This window comes from Rhodovibrio sodomensis (genome assembly GCF_016583645.1).
Taxonomy (GTDB): domain Bacteria; phylum Pseudomonadota; class Alphaproteobacteria; order Kiloniellales; family Rhodovibrionaceae; genus Rhodovibrio; species Rhodovibrio sodomensis.
This window is the reverse complement of record NZ_NRRL01000022.1, coordinates 1-17,377: the sequence shown is the minus strand read 5'-3', so window position 1 is coordinate 17,377 and position 17,377 is coordinate 1. Positions and strand designations below refer to the sequence as shown.

Genomic DNA, 17,377 nt, shown 5'->3' with positions numbered 1-17,377 from the left:
CTACGGCGCGGACGCGCCGGCGTCGCGGTCCTGGCGCGCATCCTCCCGCTGGGCGCGGCGCACGGAGATCAACTGCCAGACCCCGAACGCCAGCGCCGCGCCGGAGAACAGCAGCTCGAACAGGATGCCGAAGGTGGACGACATGCGCGCGGACCGCGTCCAGCAGCGCGGTTCAGGCCGCGCGGCGCCGGCCGGGCGCGCCGTCCGCCGCGTCGCTTGGGGACGTGGCTTCGGCCGGCTCGGGTTCACCCGAGGTCGTCTCCGGAGCGGCCGGCTGCGCGGTGACGCCCGGCTCGGCGAAGCGGTAGCGGCTGTGCCACCACATCCAGGCGCCGTAGCCGCCCAGCAGGGCTAGGAAGCCGGCGAGGTCCACCACCGTGAAGATGCCGCCCCCCAGCGCGGCGTAGAAGAATACCGCCTTGATGCCGACGAAGCCGAGCGCGACCGCGATGATCGGCGGCATCGCATCGCCCAGGACGGTGATCGAGGAATAGGGGTTGCGGCGCTGCGGCGTGTCGTCCCCGGGCGCGTAGCCGAGCGCCACCCGCTCCGCGCGCACCGCTTGACGCCGGCGCCAGCCGGTGACCAGGAACGCAACCGCGATCGCCGCCAGTACGAGACCGGTCCAGTAAGCCACGGCGTCCCTCCCCGTTTTATCGGCTCCCGTGGGCGGCCGGGCTGGCATGCCGCCGCCCGGATCCTGGCTTGAACGATAGGCCGACACGCCGCACACGATCAACCGACTTCGCCGGCCCGGCGCGGTCGCGCTCCGCTGCCGGTCTCCCAGGGTCAACCGGCGGTTTTCCGGCTTGGCAACGCCGTCAAAGCGGTCGACACTCGTGCCCTTGAGCAGCCACGGCCCGGAGGGTTCCCGCGATGACGCGCGACGTAACGGGTCCGCCCGGCGGCCGCCCCGATCCCGGCGACGGGGACGGCGCGGATGTCGGCGGCGAGCTCGGGCCGCGCCTGTGGGACGCCAACGCGCGGGCCTGGACCCGGGCGGTGCGGGAACGGCGGATCGCCAGCCGCACCGCCGGGACCGACGCGGCGCTGCTCGACACGCTCGCCCGGCTCGCCCCCGGCCGCCTGTTGGACGCGGGCTGCGGCGAAGGCTGGCTGATCCGCGCGCTGCGCCAGTTTCTGCCCGCCTGCCGGACGATCGGCGTGGACGGCGCGCCGGCGCTCGTCGCGGCGGCCCGGGCCGCCGACCCAGTCGGCAGCTACCACCATCTGACCTACGACGCGCTTGCCGCGGGGGCCTGGCGCCGCGATCCGGTGCTGGCCGAGCGGCTGGCCGACCCGCTGGACGCGGTCGTGTTCAACTACGCCCTGTTCGACCGCCAGGTCGGCCGCACCCTGCAAGCCGCCCGCGGCCTGTTGGCGCCCGGCGGCGCCTTGGTGATCCAGACCCTGCCGCCCTGCGCGCCCGGCGCGGAGGGGTGGCGGACGGAGGATTTCGCCGGCTTTAGCGGCGGGCTGGGCGGCGGTCTGGGCGGCGGCTGGGTCCCGATGCGGTGGTACGCCCGCTCGCGCCCCGCCTGGGACTCGGCGCTCGCCGAAGCCGGCCTCAAGGCCGACACGGACCCGCCGGTCCCCGATGCGGATGCGCTGTCGCTGCTGCTGGTCGCGCGGGCGGCCTAGCTCGGTCGATAGACGGGCGCGGCCAGAAAGGGCCCGTGGACCATCTTCTGCGCCGCCTGCCCCGCCATTCGCTCCTGGTTTTTCGCGGTCGCCCGGATGTCCAGGCAGGCGAAGCTGCGCACCGGCGGGCCGGCCGCCCTGCGACACGCCGGCGCGGGACGGCCGCGCTGGCCGGACCGGTCGCCGTCGCTATTATCATGGCCTGAGGGAAGTGCGCCGGCGCACCATCGCCGCGTCCGGCCTTTTTTGGAGACAAGAGGAGCCGACGCCATGGCCAACGCATTCGCCCGCGGCGCCTTTGCCGCCAGCCAGACCGCGCGGGTCGGCTGGTACTTCAGCCAGTACCTGTTCGCCGCGCGGATCAGCCCGACGTACAAAGTCCCGCCGGTCCAGGGCGGGCGCGTGCCGGGCGTGGGCGACATCCTGCGCGACATCCGGGAGATCTTCGCCCGCGACCTGCGCAACATCGAAGCCGGGCTGTACCGCATGCCGCACGACATGCTGCAGCGGCCCGACCGGATGCTGCTGGGCGCCCGGCGCTTCTTCGACGATCTGCCGCGGGTGACCGAACGCCGCCAGACCGGCGAGGCCGACAGCGTGCCCGAACCGGCCGACAGCCCGGTCGCGATGCCGGACTACTACCTGCAGAACTTCCACTACCAGTCGGACGGCTGGCTGTCCGACCACAGCGCCAAGCTCTACGACTACCAGGTCGAGGTGCTGTTCGGCGGGGCCGCCGACGCGATGCGCCGGCAGGCGTTCGTGCCGCTCGCCGAGGTGGTTCGAGAGCGCGGCCGCGCGCTCAAGCTGCTCGACGTCGCGACCGGCACCGGGCAGTTCCTGACCTTCGTCCGGCAAAGCTACCCACGGATCGACGTGACCGGCGTGGACCTCAGCCCGAACTACCTGGCCGAAGCCGGGCGGCGCTTGCGGCGTTTCGGCGGGGCGGAGCTGCTGCAGGGTCAAGCGGAGGACCTGCCGGTGGCCGACGCCAGCCGGGACCTGGTCACCTGCATCTACCTGTTCCACGAACTGCCGGCCACGGTGCGCACCCAGGTCCTCCGGGAGTTCGCGCGCGTGCTCAAGCCGGGCGGCCGGGCGATCCTGGTCGACAGCCTGCAGCGCGGCGACCGGCCGTTCTACGACAGCCTGCTGGAGCGCTTCCCGCACGCCTTCCACGAGCCGTACTACGCCGACTACATCGACCGCTCGCTGATCCCGCCAGCCCGCGCGGCCGGCCTGACCTACCGCGGCACCCTGCCCGCCTTCCTGTCCAAGGTGATGGTGTTCGACAAGCCGGCATAGGTTTCCGCGCGGTTTGCACCGCGTGGCGGAGGGTACCTACTGCCGCGTCGGAGAGAAATTTGCACACAGGCAGGAGCCGCCGTGTGGCGTGCTTCGACACGCCGGCCTGCGGCCGGCTACTCAGCATGGAGCGGCATATATCTGGTTGAAAAACCTAAACCTTCATCCTGAGCAGGACACCGAAGGTGTCCGTGTCGAAGGACGCCAAACGGGCGCCCGGCGAGGTGTGCAAATGTCCTTTCCAGTGAAGGAGGGGCGACCGACCCGCCGCGGGCGCCCTGCAACCGCAGGATAATTACCCGAAATACGTCTGCCGCAACTCGCGGGCGGCTTGGGCTGGGTCGGCGGCCGCACAGATCGCGGAGACGACGGCGAGGCCTTCGATGCCGCTGCCGCGCAGCTGCCCGGCGTTGCTGGCGTTGAGGCCGCCGATCGCGACCGACGGCAGGTCGACCAACTGGCGCAGCTCGGCCGCGAACGCAGGGCCGATCGCGGTGCCCGCGTCGGCCTTGGTGCCGGTCGGAAACACGCTGCCGATGCCGATGTAATCGACCGTCTCGGGATCGGCGGTGTCGGCCTCGACCCGGTCGGAGACGGACAGGCCGATCAGCATGTCCGCGCCGACCAGCCGGCGGGCGAGCGCGGGCGGCATGTCGTCCTGGCCCAGGTGCACCCCGGCCGCGCCGGCGGCCAGCGCCACGTCGATCCGGTCGTTGACGATCAGCGGCACGCCGCGCGGCTCCAACAGCGCCTTCAGCCGCAGCGCGTGCTCCAGCAGCACGCGCGTCGTGGCCTGCTTGTCGCGCAGCTGCACCATCGTGACCCCGCCCTCGATCGCGGCCAGCACGACCTCCTCGAACGGCCGCTTGCCGGTGTCGGCCGCACCCAGGACGAGGTAGAGGCTAAGGTCGGGCAGCGTGCGGCTCATTGGTCGATACTCGCCATTTCGTTCAGGGTTTCGCTGTCCAGCTGGGTCAACGCGTCCAGCATGCGCATGCGCAGGCTGCCCGGGCCGTGGGCGTGCTGCGCGGCGAGTTCGCCGGCGACGCCGTAGACCGCGAGCGCGTGCGCGGTCGACCGCAGCGTGTCCGCGCCGATCCCGATACACGCGCCGACCAGGCCCGAAAGCGCGCAGCCCATCGCGGTCACCTGCGCCATTTCCGGCACGCCGTTGGCGACCGCGATCACCCGGGTGCCGTCGGTGACGTAGTCGACCGACCCGGTCACCGCCACCACGGCCTGGCTGGCCTGCGCCAGGTCGCGCGCGGCGTCCAGGGCCTCCGCCGACTCGATCGCGGAATCGACCCCGCGCGTGCCGCCGACCTTGGCCGCGCCGGCGAGCGCCACGATCTCCGAGCCGTTGCCGCGGATCACGGCGGGCTGCAGCGCGGTCAGGCGCGCGGCGACCTCGTTGCGGTAGCTTGTGGCGCCCACGCCCACGGGGTCGAGCACCCAGGGGGTCCCGACCTCGCCGGCCTTGGCGGCGGCCTGCTCCATGGAGTCGACCCAGCCGGCGTCCAGCGTGCCGATGTTGACCACCAGCGCGGACACCACCGACACGATCTCGTCGATCTCCTCGCGCGCGTGCGCCATCACCGGCGACGCGCCGACCGCGAGCAGGACGTTCGCACCCAGGTCCATGGCGACCAGATTGGTGATCGAATGCACCAGCGGGTTGCGGGTGCGCACCTCGGCCAGCGTGTCGGAAACGCGCGGGGTGGGCTCGCTCATGGGGGTCGTCTGCCTCTCGCGGTTTTGTCGACGTCGTTCGCGCCGCAGGCCGGCACGGTCGGCGCCGGCGGATCATCAACCCGGGGTCGGGCGCGACCGGACCATGGCACAGCAGGCCGCGCGGTCAAGCCGCCGCCCGTTGCGCCCGCCAGGGCCGGCGGGCTATCACGCCGCAAGCCGACCGTTTGCATGATCGGCAGAGCGCAGCGGCGGGTCCCCTCTGCTCCACTGGCAGGAGAGGGACAGGGTGAGGTGGTAAGCGGAACCTTCGCGGCACGAAGGCCGTGCAGACCTACCCCAGCCGGTCCCTCCCCTTCGAGCGAACGGGAGGGAGCCCGCCACTCGCGCCCTGCCCCCTCGCCGATTGCCCGGGAGCCCGCGATGCCGCACGCGCCGACCGAGACCGCCCGCACCACCGCGCGCATCCTGATGGAGATCGGCGCGGTGCTGTTCCGGCCCGAGGCGCCGTTCACCTTCACCAGCGGCCGCAAGTCGCCGGTCTACGTCGACTGCCGCAAGATCATCTCCTACCCGCGCGCGCGGGAGAAACTGATGCAGATGGCGGTCGAGCAGGTCGGCCAGGCCGCCGGCTACGAGGCGTTCGACGCGGTCGCCGGCGGCGAGACCGCGGGCATCCCGTTCGCCGCCTGGCTGGCCGACCGGCTGGGTCTGCCGATGGTCTACGTCCGCAAGAAGCCCAAGGGCTTCGGCCGCAACGCCCAGATCGAGGGCGACCTGGCGGCGGGCGCGCGCGTGCTGCTGGTCGAGGACCTGGCGACCGACGGCGGCTCCAAGCTGAACTTCGTCGACGCGCTGGAGACCGCCGGCGCGCAGGTCCGCCACACCTTCGTGATCTTTCACTACGGCATCTTCCCCGAGGGCATCGCGCAACTCGAAAAGCGCGGCGTTCAGCTGCACGCGCTCGCCACCTGGTGGGACGCGCTCGCGGTCGCGGAGGCGGACGCCTACCTCGACACCACCGGCATCGGCATCGTCGACCAGTTCCTGCGCGCCCCCAACGACTGGTCCGCCGCCCACGGCGGCAAGACCAGCGAGGACGTGACGTGAAGAGGCTTTCCAAGGAACTTAGAGAAGTGCCCACTGATCCCCCTCCTGCACGTGGGAGGAGGGGCTGGGGGAGGAGGTAAGCGCGACCTCCGATGCCGCGGGCAACCTCCTCTCCCTGACCCTCTCCTCCCAGGTGAAGAGAGGGGACCCGCCGCTGTATTGTGCGGCCAAGCCAGCACCGGCGCACCTTAACCGCCTGACGCGTCCGCCGTCCTGCGTTAGGCTGGTGCGGCCCGCTTATCAGTCCGAAGCTCGCGAGGGTCCCGTCATACGCCGCCTGCTTTCCCGCACCCTGAGCTGCCTGGCCGCGCTTGGCCTGCTCGCGCTCGCGGCCTGCGACACCGGCACCGGCGAGACCAGCGCCAAGGCCGGCGACGGCGCGGCGCGCACGCTGACGATCGCGATCTCGCAGTTCCCGTCGACCTGGCATCCGATGCTGGATGCCATGCTAGCCAAGAGCTACCTGCACGGGCTGAGCCGCCGGCCGGTGGTCGCCTACGGCCCGGACTGGGAGCTCCGGTGCATGCTGTGCACCGAACTGCCCACGCTGGAGAACGGGCTGGCGGAGCGCGAGCAGCTGCCCAACGGCGACACCGGGATCGCGGTCACCTACACCCTCAAGGAAGGCCTGTCCTGGGCCGACGGCGAGCCGGTGACGAGCGCCGACGTCCGCCATTCCTGGCAGGTCGGCAAGCATCCCAAGACCGGCGTGGTCTCGCAGCAGATCTACGAGCGCATCCGCGACATCGAGATCGTGGATCAGCGCACCTTCACCGTGCACATCGACCGGGTCACCTACGACTACAACGCGACCGTCCCGCCGATCCTGCCCCGGCACCGGGACCGCGCGGCGTTCGAGCAGGACCCGGCGCAATACCGCCACCAGAACGCGTTCGACCGCGACCCGACCGACCCTGGCCTCTACATGGGCCCGTACAAGATGGTGTCGGTGCAGCGCGGCGTGCGCGCGGTCTACGAACGCAACCCGCATTGGCCCGGCAAGAAGCCCGCGTTCGACCGGATCATCGTGCGCGCCATCCAGAACACCGCGGCGATGGAGGCGAACCTGCTGTCCGGCACGGTCGACATGATCGCGGGCGAGACCGGCCTGTCGATCGACCAGGCGCTGGCATTGGAGACCCGCCATCCCGAGCGCTTCCAGTACCTCTATCAGCCGGGCCTGGTTTACGAGCACATCGAGTTCAACCTGCAGAACCCGATCGTGGGCGACCGGCGGGTGCGCCGCGCGCTGGCCTACGGCGCCAACCGGCGGGCGATCTCCGAGCAGCTGTTCGACGGCAAGCAGCCGGTCGCGCTGCACAACGTCAATCCGCGCGATCCCGCCTTCACCGACGAGGTCAAGCACTACCCCTACGACCTCGCGCGCGCCCGCAAGCTGCTCGGTGCGGCCGGCTGGACCAACCAGGAGCCGGGCCAGACCCGGACCAACGCGCAGGGGGAGCCGCTGCGCCTGACCATCATGACCACCGCCGGCAACCGCACGCGGGAACTGGTCCAGCAGGTGCTGCAGAGCGACTGGCGGCGGATCGGCGTCGACCTGCAGATCGTCAACGAGCCGCCGCGGGTGTTCTTCGGCCAGACCGTCTCGGGCCGGGCGTGGGAGCACATGGCGATGTTCGCCTGGCTGTCCTCGCCCGGCAGCGTGCCGCGCTCCACCCTGCATTCCGAGCAGATCCCGGAGAAGGGCGAGGTCGGCGGCCAGAACTACAAGGGCTATGCCAACCCGCGGGTCGACGAGCTGATCGATAAAATGGAGCGCGAGCTGAACGACCGGAAGCGCGTTCAGCTCTGGCACGAGCTGCTCAAGATCTACGCCCGCGACCTGCCCGCCCTGCCGCTCTACTGGCGGGCGCAGGCGTTCGTCCTGCCGCCCTGGCTGACCGGCGTGGAGCCGACCGGCCACCAGTACCCGACCACCCTCTGGGTCGAGGACTGGGGCATCCGCGGCGCCGACGGCGACGCCCGGGCTGACGGCCCGGCCGCCGACGCGTCGGGCGGGGACGGCTAGCCATGCTGAGCTACATCGTCCAGCGGCTGGTGCAGACCGCGGTCGTCCTGTTCGTCATGTCGTTCATCATCTACGCCATGATCGGGCTGATGCCGGGCGATCCGATCGACCTGATGGTGCAGGCCGACCCCGACCTGACGGCGGAGGACCAGCAGCGCCTCAAGCAGCTGTACGGTCTCGACCAGCCGCTGACCACGCGCTACTGGAACTGGCTGACGGCGGCGCTGCAGGGCGACTTCGGCTATTCGCGGCTGTTCGCGCAGCCGGTGCTGGACGTGCTGTGGCCGCGCCTGGGCAACACCATCGTGCTGATCGGCTGCGCCTTCCTGCTGTCGCTCGCGATCGCGCTGCCGGCCGGGATCGCCGCGGCGACCCGGCCGCGCAGCCTGCTCGACAACGCGGTCAACCTGGGGGCGTTCGCCGGCATCTCGGTGCCGCCGTTCTGGCTCGCGATCCTGCTGATCATCCTGTTCGCGGTGACGCTGGAATGGTTCCCGGCGAGCGGCATGACCGATCCTGGCGAGGGCGGGTTGCTGGACCAGCTGCACCACCTGGTGCTGCCGGTGGTCGCGCTGACGATGGCGCGCGTCGGCGGGATCATTCGCTATGTCCGTGCCGCGATGATGGAGGCGCTCAGGCAGGACTACATCCGCACCGCCCGCGCCAAGGGGCTCAGCCGCCGGCGCGTGCTGGTCTCCCACGCCCTGCGCAACGCGATGATCCCGGTGGTGACGATCCTGGCGCTCGACATGGGCATGCTGGTCTCGGGCGCGCTGATCACCGAGACGATCTTCGGCTGGCTCGGCATGGGCAAGACGGTCTACGACGCCGTGCTCGGCAACGACTACAACTTGGCGCTGCTGGGGCTGTTGTTCGCCACCGCCCTGACGCTGCTCGCCAACCTGCTGGCCGACCTCGCCTACGCCTGGCTGGATCCGAGGATCACCTATGATTGAGCGGGACCCGGCCGCCGACACCAGCGGCGACCTGCGCGCGGGCGCGGCGCAGGCGCTGGACGCGTCCGCGTCGCCGGCGCGCCTGCTGTGGCGGCGCTTCCGCGGCCACCATCTGGCGCTCGGCAGCCTGATCGTGCTGCTGCTGCTGGCCGTGCTGTCGTTCGCCGCGCCGCTGCTCGAGGCGTGGACCGGCCTGTCGGCGACCCGCGTCGACCTGATGGCGATGAACGCCGCGCCGTCGCTGACGCACCCACTGGGCACCGACGAACTGGGCCGGGACCTGTTGCTGCGGCTGCTCTACGGCGGGCGGGTGTCGCTCACGGTCGGGCTGGTGGCGGCGGTGATCTCCGCCATCATCGGAACCGTGATCGGGATCGCCGCCGGCTACTACGGCGGTCGGTTCGACGCCGCGCTGATGCGCTTCACCGACGGCGTGATCGCGCTGCCGCTGCTGCCGCTCTTGATCGTGCTGGCGGCGATCGACTTCACCAAGCTGGGCCTGCCCGAAGGGCTGATGACGAGCGAGAGCGCCAGCCTCTACCGGATGATCCTGCTGGTCTCGCTGGTCGGCTGGACGACGGTGGCGCGGCTGGTCCGCGGGGCGACCCTGTCGCTGAAGGCGCGCGAGTTCGTCACCGCCGCCCAGGCCCTGGGCGCCGGCAACGCCCGGATCATGTGGGTGCACCTGCTGCCCAACGTCGCCAGCCCGATCATCGTCTCGACCACGCTGTCGATCGGCAACATCATCCTGCTGGAAAGCGTGCTGTCGTTCCTGGGGCTGGGGATCCAGCCGCCGATGGCGAGCTGGGGCAACATGCTGACCAACGCCCAGGAGCTGATCTACGCCAACCCGATGCTGGCGGTCTGGCCCGGCCTGCTGATCTTCGTGACCGTGATCGCGTTCAACTTCCTGGGCGACGGCCTGCAGGACGCGCTCGACCCGCGGAGCGGCCTGCAGCGCTAGAGCAAGATGCTCTACCAGGCCGAGCCGCGGCCGCGCCGGGTCGCGCGGCACCCCGCCGCCGGTCGGCCAACGGCACGGCGGATCGCCGCTTCGCGCGGCGATCCGCTGCCCCCAAAAGCCGCTCAGTGGCTCATCAGCACCGGCACGGTCATGTGCTCGAGCATCGTCTCGGTGACGCCGCCGACCACCAGGTCGCGCAGGCGGGAGTGGGCGTAGCCGCCGATCACCAGCAAATCGCAGCCCTTGTCGGAGACGCGCGAAAGCAGCGTGTCGCCAGGATCGATGTCGCGGCTTTCCAGGTGCTGGACGTTGACCTTCACGCTGTGCCGGGACAGGTGCAGGCCGATGTCCGCGCCCGGCTCGTCGCCGTGCTTGCCGACCTTCTTCGGGTTGACCGAGACCACGTCGACCGAGTTCGCCCTTTCCAGCAGCGGGAGGGCGTCGTTGACCGCGCGCGTCGCCTCGCGGCCGGCATCCCAGCCGACCATGATGTTCTGCGCCACTGACGGCACGCCCTTACGCTCCGGCGCGCCGACGTACGGCACCACCAGAACCGGCCGGCCGCACGAGATCACCACGTGCTCGACGATCCGGTCGCCGCCGGCCGGCGGATCGTTGGGATCGACCTGGCCCAGGATCACGAGGTCGGCATAGCGGCCGTGGATCGAGATCACCTCCGGCAGATCGCTGACCCGGGCGCGGGCCACCCGGGTCTCGTAGTTGATGCCCGCGCGCTTCGCCGTTTCGGCGAACTCGTCCAGCTTGGCCTTGGCGCGCTTCTCCTCGCGCTGCTTCTGCTCCTTTTCCAGGTTGGACGGCATGTCCGCCCAGCCGGGTAGCTTGTACTCGCCGATGCAGTAGACGGCGGACAGGTGCGCGTCGTGCAGGCGCGCCAGCTCGATCGCATAGTCGATCCGCTTGGCGCAGGCCTTGGTGTCGTCGATGTGCAGCAGCAGGTTCTTGAGCGCCATCGCCGTGGGTCTCCCCGTCCCTAGAGTTATGGTGTCCCCGGTTATCTTCCGGCCCGCCCGATCACCCGGACGGTCGCGCAAGTTTGGGTCCCGAACGGACAGCGGTCATTGACGGACGTCAAGCCGCCCTGCGCGAACGCGTGCCCCCCTTGAACCACCATCAGGCTAGCAAAAGCGGCGCGCGGAAACCACGGGCCGCGGCGCACACGGCGCGTCGTCCTTCGTGACTGCCCGTTCGTGATCGCCCCTTCGTGATCGGTTCGGAGCCGCCAACGGCTTTTCCCGCACTTGTACCGGGGCCACCTCGTTATTATACAACACACCAGACGTAATTTTAGAATACAACGATACGGAGATGTAGAAATGGGCATCGCAGGACTCTGGATCGCACCGATCCTGGCCGCCGCCGCGCTGGTTTTCGCGACCGCCGGCGCGCAGGCGGCGACCGACGCCGAGCCGCTGGTCGACGCCGCCTGGGTGCACGCCCACAAGGACGACCCGAACGTGGTCGTGCTGGACGTGCGCAACGGCATCACCGACGACAGCCGGGAGACCTTCGAACAGGGCCACATCCCAGGCGCCGTCTACTCCAACTATCTGCAAGCCGGCTGGCGGACCAAGCGCGACGGCGTCCCCGGCCAGCTGCCGAGCGTTGAGTCGCTGGAATCGCTGATCGGCGGCCTTGGCATCGACAACGACGACCACGTCGTCGTCGTGGCGGCCGGCGAGAGCGCGCTCGACATGGGCAGCGCCACCCGCGTGTACTGGACCTTCAAGGTGCTGGGCCACGACCGGGTGTCGGTCCTCAACGGCGGCCACGCGGCCTACGCCAGTCGGTACCAGTTGGCGCAGGGCTGGAACCAGCCGGCGGCGGCGCAGTTCGCGGGTCAGCTGCAGCCCCAGTTGATCGCGGACCGCCAGGAGGTCGCGAGCGCGCTGCGCAGCGGCACCGGCCTGATGGACAACCGCCCGACCAAGCAGTATCGCGGCGCGGCGAAGCATCCCGCCGCCGCCAAGCCGGGCACCCTGCCCGGCGCGCGCAACGTGCCGGAGAGCCGCCTGACCAACGGCGGCACCTTCGCCGACAAGGACCGGATCGCGGCCTTGCTGAAGGAAGCCGGCCTGGAGCGTGAGGGCGACCAGATCGCGTTCTGCAACACCGGCCACTGGGCCTCGCTCGGCTGGTTCGCGAGCCACGAGATCCTCGGCAACAAGCAGGCCAAGGTGTACGACGGCTCGATGACCGACTGGACCCTGAACGGCGGCGAGGTCGAGGTCCTGTCCTAGCAGCCGCAGTAACTGCTGGCAACGCCGCGGGCTTCCGCCTCACCCCTGCCCCTTCCTCGTCTTGGGAAGAGAGGGACGGGGTCAGGCGGTTGCCCGCGGCCGTCCGTCAACATCCGTTTACCCCCGATCGTCCCCGAGACGGCTGAAAACAGGATCCGATAAACGTGAGCGCCGTCGACACCACCCCGCAATCTCAAGCCCTGCTGCCGAGCGGGCCGCGGATCAACCGCGCGGTCGTGCTGGCCGCGCTCGCCGCCATGGCAGCGGTCGGCGCGGTCGTGCTGGACACCGCCGGCGGGCGCATGGGCGCGCTGTTCGTGCTCGGCGTGCTGCTGGGGATCAGTCTCTACCACGCCGCATTCGGCTTCACCGGCAGCTGGCGCAGCTTCGTCGCCGAGCGGCGCGGGGCCGGCCTGCGCGCGCAGATGGTGATGCTGGGCGTCGCAACGCTGCTGTTCCTGCCCATGCTGGCGAGCGGCGAGGTTTTCGGGCGCGGCGTCTCCGGCGCCGTGCAGCCGGTCGGCGTGTCGGTCACGATCGGCGCGTTCCTGTTCGGGGTCGGCATGCAGCTGGGCGGCGCCTGCGCCTCGGGCACGCTGTTCGTACTCGGCGGCGGCTCGACCCGCATGCTGGTCACCCTTGCCTTCTTCATTGCCGGGTCGCTCGCCGGATCGATCCACTTTCCCTGGTGGGCGTCGGCGCCCGACCTCGGCCGCGTCTCGGTCCTGAACGCGTTCGGCCTGCCGGGCGCGATCGCCGTGCAAGTGCTGCTGTTCGGCGGGATCTACTACGCCACCCGCCGCCTGGAGATCGCCCGGCACGGCGAGGCCGCCTCGATCCTGACGGCCAAGGACACGGGCGGTATCCGCTGGCTGCAGGGACCGTGGCCCTTGATCTGGGGCGGGATCGCGCTCGCCGTGCTGAACGGCCTCGTGCTCGCGATCGGCGGCTTCCCCTGGTCGGTCAGCTTCGGGTTTGCGCTGTGGGGCGCCAAGATCGCCACGGCGCTCGGCGCCGACCTGTCGCAGACCACCTTCTGGGGCTGGTCCTGGGCGCAGAACGCCCTGCAGGCGAGCGTGTTCGCCGACACCATCAGCGTGATGAACTTCGGCATCGTGCTGGGCGCGCTGCTGGCCGCCGGCCTCGCCGGCAAGTTCGCGCCGGCGCGCCGGATCCCGTGGAAGTCGGCGCTGGCGGCCGCGATCGGCGGGCTGTTGATGGGCTACGGCGCGCGCCTCGCCTACGGCTGCAACATCGGCGCCTACTTCTCGGGCATCGCGTCCGGCTCGCTGCACGGCTGGCTCTGGCTGGTCGCCGCGCTGGCCGGCAACGCGCTCGGCGTCAAGCTTCGGCCGGTGTTCGGGATGGGCAAGTAGGCGCGCCGCGCACGCCGCGCCCGGACCCCGCGTCCCCGCCCGTCTCCGGCCATCGCGACCGCGCCGGCCGCCGGCGCCGTTCGGCGGCAATCCTGGACGCCGGCCTTCGCGGGTGCGATATGCGGGGACGACGCGAACCCGCCCGAAAGCGCCCGACATGCAAGACGACGACTATCTGACCCCGGAACAGACGCCGCCCGAGCAGAAGATCGAGCAGCCGCGCGTGCGCGCGCCGGAGATCGACCGGCCGACGCTGGAGTGGTTCAACGTCGACCGGCCGATCAAGCTCGCCGACCTGCGCGGCAAGCTGGTGATCCTCGACTTCTGGGCATCCTGCTGCATCAACTGCATGCACGTCCTGCCCGCGCTCAAGACCGTCGAGGCGGCCTATCCGGACGAGGTCGTGGTGATCGGCGTGCACTCGCCCAAGTTCGCGGCGGAGCAGCGCCCGGAGAATGTGCGCAAGGCGATCCAGCGCTACGGCATCAGCCATCCGGTCGCCAACGACGTCAACTTCGAGCTGTGGCGGGAATACGCCGTGCGCGCCTGGCCGACGCTGGTGTTCATCGGGCCGGAGGGGCACGTGATGGGCCAGATGTCGGGCGAGCCGGACGCCGAGCGGCTGCTGACGGCCGTCTCCGAGCTGGTCGAGCAGTGGGACACGCAGGAACTGCTCCACCCCTCCCCCGCGCCGGGCGCCGAGCAGGCGCGGCCGGCGGGCGCGTTCGCCTTCCCGGGCAAGCTGAAGCCGATCCCCGACGGCGATCAGACCTGGGCGCTGGCGGATGCCGGTCACCATCAGATCGTCGTGCTGGACGACCAGGGCCACGAGCTGCGCCGCTTCGGCACCGGCCAACCGGGCTTCGCCGACGGCGACGCCGGCCGCGCGGCGTTCAACATGCCCCAGGGCCTGTGCGCGGATGCCAAGTTCGTCTACGTCGCCGATACCGGCAACCACGCGGTCCGCCGGATCGCGCTCGATACCGGCAAGACGATCACGCTGGCCGGCACCGGCGAACGCGGCATGGTGGTCGACGACGACGAGCCGTCGCTGGCCGCCGCGCTCGCCTCGCCGTGGGACCTTGAGGTCGACGGCGACATCCTCTACATCGCCAACGCCGGCACCCACCAACTGCTGCGCCTGGATGTCGAGGCGCGCGTGCTGCGCCCGCTGGCCGGCAACGGCGGCGAGGACATCGTCGACGGCGCCGCGCTGGACGCCCAGCTGGCCCAGCCCAGCGGCCTGGCGCTCGACCGCCGGCAGCAGCTGCTGTACTTCGCCGATTCCGAGACCTCCAGCGTGCGCGTGCTCGCGCTCGGCAGCCGCGAGGTGGTCACGCTGGTCGGCGAGGGCCTGTTCGACTACGGCTGGGACAACGGGCCGTTCACGCTCGCCAAGCTGCAGCATCCCATGGGCGTGGCGCTCGCCAGCGGCGAGGTGCTGGTGGCCGACAGCTACAACCAGAAGGCGCGCGTCCTCGACCTCGCCGCCAAGCGCGTGACCGACCTGGACGACGGCTTCGACTGCGCCGACGACGAATGCATCCCGCCGGCCGAGCCCGCGGGCATCTGGGCCGACGGCCCGGACCGCGTGCTGCTGTCGGACACCAACAACCACCGCGTGATCGAGTATCTGCGCACCGAGCGCCTGTACCGCACCTGGGCGGGATAGCGGGGGTGCAACGCGGCCGCGCCGCGGCAACCTCCTCACCCTAGCCCTCTCCTCCCACGTGAAGGAGAGGGGACCCACTGCGATGCCTTGCAGGCTCATCACCGACGCGCCCGTGTGACCTCTGCCGCGCTATCCCTGGCGGCGCGCGCGTGCTATCGCGCGCGCCATGCTGTACGGCCTGATCGACTCGGCTTTTCCGATCGCCGCCGCGATGGCGGCGGTCGCCGGAATCGTGCGCGGTTTCGCGGGCTTCGGCTCGGCGATGCTGCTGGTGCCCTCGCTGTCCGCGCTCTACGGTCCGCAGGTGGCGATCCCGATGCTGGCGGCGATGGAGCTGGCGGTCGGCGGGCAGCTGCTGCCCAAGGCGATCAAGCGCGCCGAGCCGCGCACCGTGGGCTTCCTGTCGGCGGGCGCGCTGATCGGCATTCCGCTGGGCGCGGTCTTGCTGGTGCTGGTGCCGGCGGCGCCGATGCGCTGGGCGATCTCCGCGCTGATCCTGGTGGCGGTCGCGTTGCTGGCGCTCGGCGTCGGGCGCAAGGGCCCGGCGAAGCGCAACGGCACCATCTTCACCGGCGGCCTGTCCGGCCTGACCACCGGCGCGACCGGCATGGGCGGCCCGCCGGTGGTGATCTACTTCCTGGCCGGGACCGACGCGGCCGCCTCGATCCGGGCGACCCTGATCTGCTTCTTCATCTTCACCACGGTGTGGCAGGGCGCCGTCTACATCGCCAACGGCCTGTTGACCTGGGAGGTCGCGGCCAAGGGCGCCCTGCTCTATCCCGTGTTCGCGCTGGGCGCGGTCGCGGGAGCGCGCCTGTTCACCGGGTCGAAGGAAAACACCTACCGCCGCGTGGCGTTGGCACTGGTCGCCGCCGTCGCGGTGGTGAGCGTGCTGGTTTAGGCGACGGGCGCGTGGAGAGGGCGTGCAAGCCACCTCACCCGCCCACGCACCAGAGGGCGCGCGGGCCCCTCCGTCTCCCCCCAGTGGCGGAGAGGGGATTTTCGGTCGCTGGCAATATCATGCCCGGATGACGACCGCGTCGGCGGGTGCCCTCTCCGCCACTGGGGGGAGAGGGACCGGGTGAGGTGGTGTGCACGGCCCTTCCGGCCGCGCGATGCGTGACACCCGTGGCCTGCATCGGTTAGACGGGCGCACCTTCGTGTCCCGCCACCCGTTCGCCCTTTTACCATGCACAAGAACCCTTACCTGTCCGTCGCAAGCGTGATCCTGGCGACCGCGCTGACCGCGCTCGGCAACGGCATGATGGCGACCTTCGTGCCGGTGCGCCTGGACGCCGAGGGCGTGGGGCAGGACCAGGTCGGCCTGGTGGTGACCGCCTATGCCGCCGGCATGCTGCTGGGCTGCGTCTATTCCGGGCGGTTCGTCCGGCGGGTCGGCCACATCCGGGCGTTCACCGCGTTCGCCGCGATCGGCACGATCACCGCGCTGTTGATGCCGACCTACGTCGGCGCGTTCAGCTGGACGCTGTTCCGGGTGGCCGGCGGCTTCTGCACCACCGCGATGTTCATGACCGCGCAGTCCTGGCTGAACGAGGTCACTTGGTCCGAGCGGCGCGGCCGGATCATGTCGCTGTTCTACCTGTCCTATACGGTCAGCCTGGGGCTGGGCGCGCTGATCATGCATCGGGTCGACGCCGGCTCGTCGGTGCCGCTGATGATCCTGGCCGGGCTCTACGCCGCCGCGGTGGTGCCGGTCGCGCTGACCCGGCTGGAAACCCCGCCGCCGCCCGAGCGGATCTCGGTCAGGCTGGTCGAGGTCTACCGCGTCTCCCCCGTGGGCCTGGTCGGCGCCTACGTCTCCGGCTCGCTGGGGATGACCATGCTGGGCGTCGGGCCGATGTACGGCAACGCGATCGGCCTCTCCGCGCAGGACATCGCGCTCGCCATGGCGGCGCTGCAGTTGGGCAACCTGGGCATCCAGTGGCCGCTCGGCTGGCTGTCCGACCGCACCGACCGGCGCGTGGTGATCGCCGGCGCGACGGCGGCGATCGTGCTGGTCTCCGCGGTGCTCTTGTCCGCCGGTTCAGCCGTCACACTGCTCGTCCTAATCGTGCTGTTCGCGGTCTGGGGCGGCCTGGCGGAGAGCATCTACGCCGTCTCCACCGCGCACGCCAACGACCGCACCCAGCCGGGCGACTACGTCGTCGTCTCCTCGACCATCCTGGTCACCTGGGCGACCGGCAGCACCGTCGGCCCGATGGTGGCGACCGCCATGCTGCGCGCGTTCGGCCCCGACGGGCTGTGGCTGTTCTTCATCGCGGTGGGCGCGGCGTTCGCCTTCTTCGTCGTCTGGCGCGCCCTCCAGCGCGAGCAGCCGGACGAGAGCCTGCAAGAGTCCTTCCGCGCCCTGCCCGCC

16 protein-coding genes are annotated in these 17,377 nt (G+C 71.0%); 11 read left to right on the top strand and 5 right to left on the bottom strand.

What is annotated here, in order from left to right:
• Positions 1-144, bottom strand: a complete 144-nt coding sequence (locus CKO28_RS10305; protein ID WP_200340692.1) for a hypothetical protein — start codon at positions 142-144, stop codon at positions 1-3.
• 28 nt (positions 145-172) lie between these two features.
• Complete coding sequence (locus CKO28_RS10300) at positions 173-637, bottom strand: hypothetical protein (protein ID WP_200340691.1); 465 nt, start codon at positions 635-637, stop codon at positions 173-175.
• 239 nt (positions 638-876) lie between these two features.
• On the opposite strand from CKO28_RS10300, the gene CKO28_RS10295 reads away from it, so the two are divergent.
• Positions 877-1,641, top strand: coding sequence for a class I SAM-dependent methyltransferase (locus CKO28_RS10295; RefSeq protein WP_200340690.1), 765 nt, complete (start codon positions 877-879; stop codon positions 1,639-1,641).
• A 270-nt stretch (positions 1,642-1,911) separates the two neighbouring features.
• Positions 1,912-2,946 carry a methyltransferase domain-containing protein gene (locus tag CKO28_RS10290; RefSeq protein WP_200340689.1) on the top strand — a complete coding sequence of 345 codons (1,035 nt, stop codon included), beginning with the start codon at positions 1,912-1,914 and terminating at the stop codon, positions 2,944-2,946.
• Between the two features lie 295 nt (positions 2,947-3,241).
• Here the strand turns inward: CKO28_RS10290 and thiE are convergent, their stop codons facing one another.
• Complete coding sequence (gene thiE, locus CKO28_RS10285; RefSeq protein ID WP_200340688.1) at positions 3,242-3,874, bottom strand: thiamine phosphate synthase; 633 nt, start codon at positions 3,872-3,874, stop codon at positions 3,242-3,244.
• On the bottom strand, positions 3,871-4,677 hold the full coding sequence (gene thiM, locus CKO28_RS10280; RefSeq protein ID WP_200340687.1) for a hydroxyethylthiazole kinase: 807 nt from the start codon (positions 4,675-4,677) through the stop codon (positions 3,871-3,873). The genes thiE and thiM overlap by 4 nt, the downstream gene beginning before the upstream one ends.
• A gap of 381 nt (positions 4,678-5,058) precedes the next feature.
• Between thiM and CKO28_RS10275 the strand changes: the two genes are divergently transcribed.
• From CKO28_RS10275 to CKO28_RS10260, 4 genes are all read left to right on the top strand, one after another.
• Positions 5,059-5,745, top strand: coding sequence for an orotate phosphoribosyltransferase (locus CKO28_RS10275; protein ID WP_200340686.1), 687 nt, complete (start codon positions 5,059-5,061; stop codon positions 5,743-5,745).
• 226 nt (positions 5,746-5,971) lie between these two features.
• Positions 5,972-7,774: a peptide ABC transporter substrate-binding protein gene (locus tag CKO28_RS10270; RefSeq protein WP_338050098.1), complete on the top strand. Its 1,803-nt coding sequence runs from the start codon at positions 5,972-5,974 to the stop codon at positions 7,772-7,774.
• 2 nt (positions 7,775-7,776) lie between these two features.
• On the top strand, positions 7,777-8,730 hold the full coding sequence (locus tag CKO28_RS10265) for an ABC transporter permease (protein WP_200340685.1): 954 nt from the start codon (positions 7,777-7,779) through the stop codon (positions 8,728-8,730).
• On the top strand, positions 8,723-9,694 hold the full coding sequence (locus CKO28_RS10260; protein WP_200340684.1) for an ABC transporter permease: 972 nt from the start codon (positions 8,723-8,725) through the stop codon (positions 9,692-9,694). The genes CKO28_RS10265 and CKO28_RS10260 overlap by 8 nt, the downstream gene beginning before the upstream one ends.
• 122 nt (positions 9,695-9,816) lie before the next feature.
• Here CKO28_RS10260 and CKO28_RS10255 read toward each other — a convergent pair whose 3' ends face one another.
• The gene (locus tag CKO28_RS10255) at positions 9,817-10,665 is read right to left on the bottom strand and encodes a universal stress protein (protein ID WP_200340683.1); all 849 of its coding nucleotides are present in this window, start codon (positions 10,663-10,665) and stop codon (positions 9,817-9,819) included.
• 363 nt (positions 10,666-11,028) lie between these two features.
• Between CKO28_RS10255 and CKO28_RS10250 the strand changes: the two genes are divergently transcribed.
• From CKO28_RS10250 to CKO28_RS10230, 5 genes are all read left to right on the top strand, one after another.
• Entirely contained in the window at positions 11,029-11,952 is a 924-nt protein-coding gene (locus CKO28_RS10250) for a sulfurtransferase (RefSeq protein ID WP_200340682.1), read from the top strand.
• Between the two features lie 164 nt (positions 11,953-12,116).
• A complete protein-coding gene (locus tag CKO28_RS10245; RefSeq protein ID WP_338050097.1) occupies positions 12,117-13,328 on the top strand; it encodes a YeeE/YedE family protein in 1,212 nt (403 codons plus the stop codon).
• 157 nt (positions 13,329-13,485) lie between these two features.
• Entirely contained in the window at positions 13,486-15,000 is a 1,515-nt protein-coding gene (locus CKO28_RS10240; RefSeq protein ID WP_200340681.1) for a thioredoxin-like domain-containing protein, read from the top strand.
• 166 nt (positions 15,001-15,166) lie between these two features.
• Positions 15,167-15,901, top strand: coding sequence for a sulfite exporter TauE/SafE family protein (locus CKO28_RS10235; RefSeq protein ID WP_200340680.1), 735 nt, complete (start codon positions 15,167-15,169; stop codon positions 15,899-15,901).
• Positions 15,902-16,189: 288 nt separating this feature from the next.
• Positions 16,190-17,377, top strand: a 1,188-nt coding sequence (locus tag CKO28_RS10230; RefSeq protein WP_200340679.1) for an MFS transporter, incomplete at its 3' end; no start/stop codon positions are given.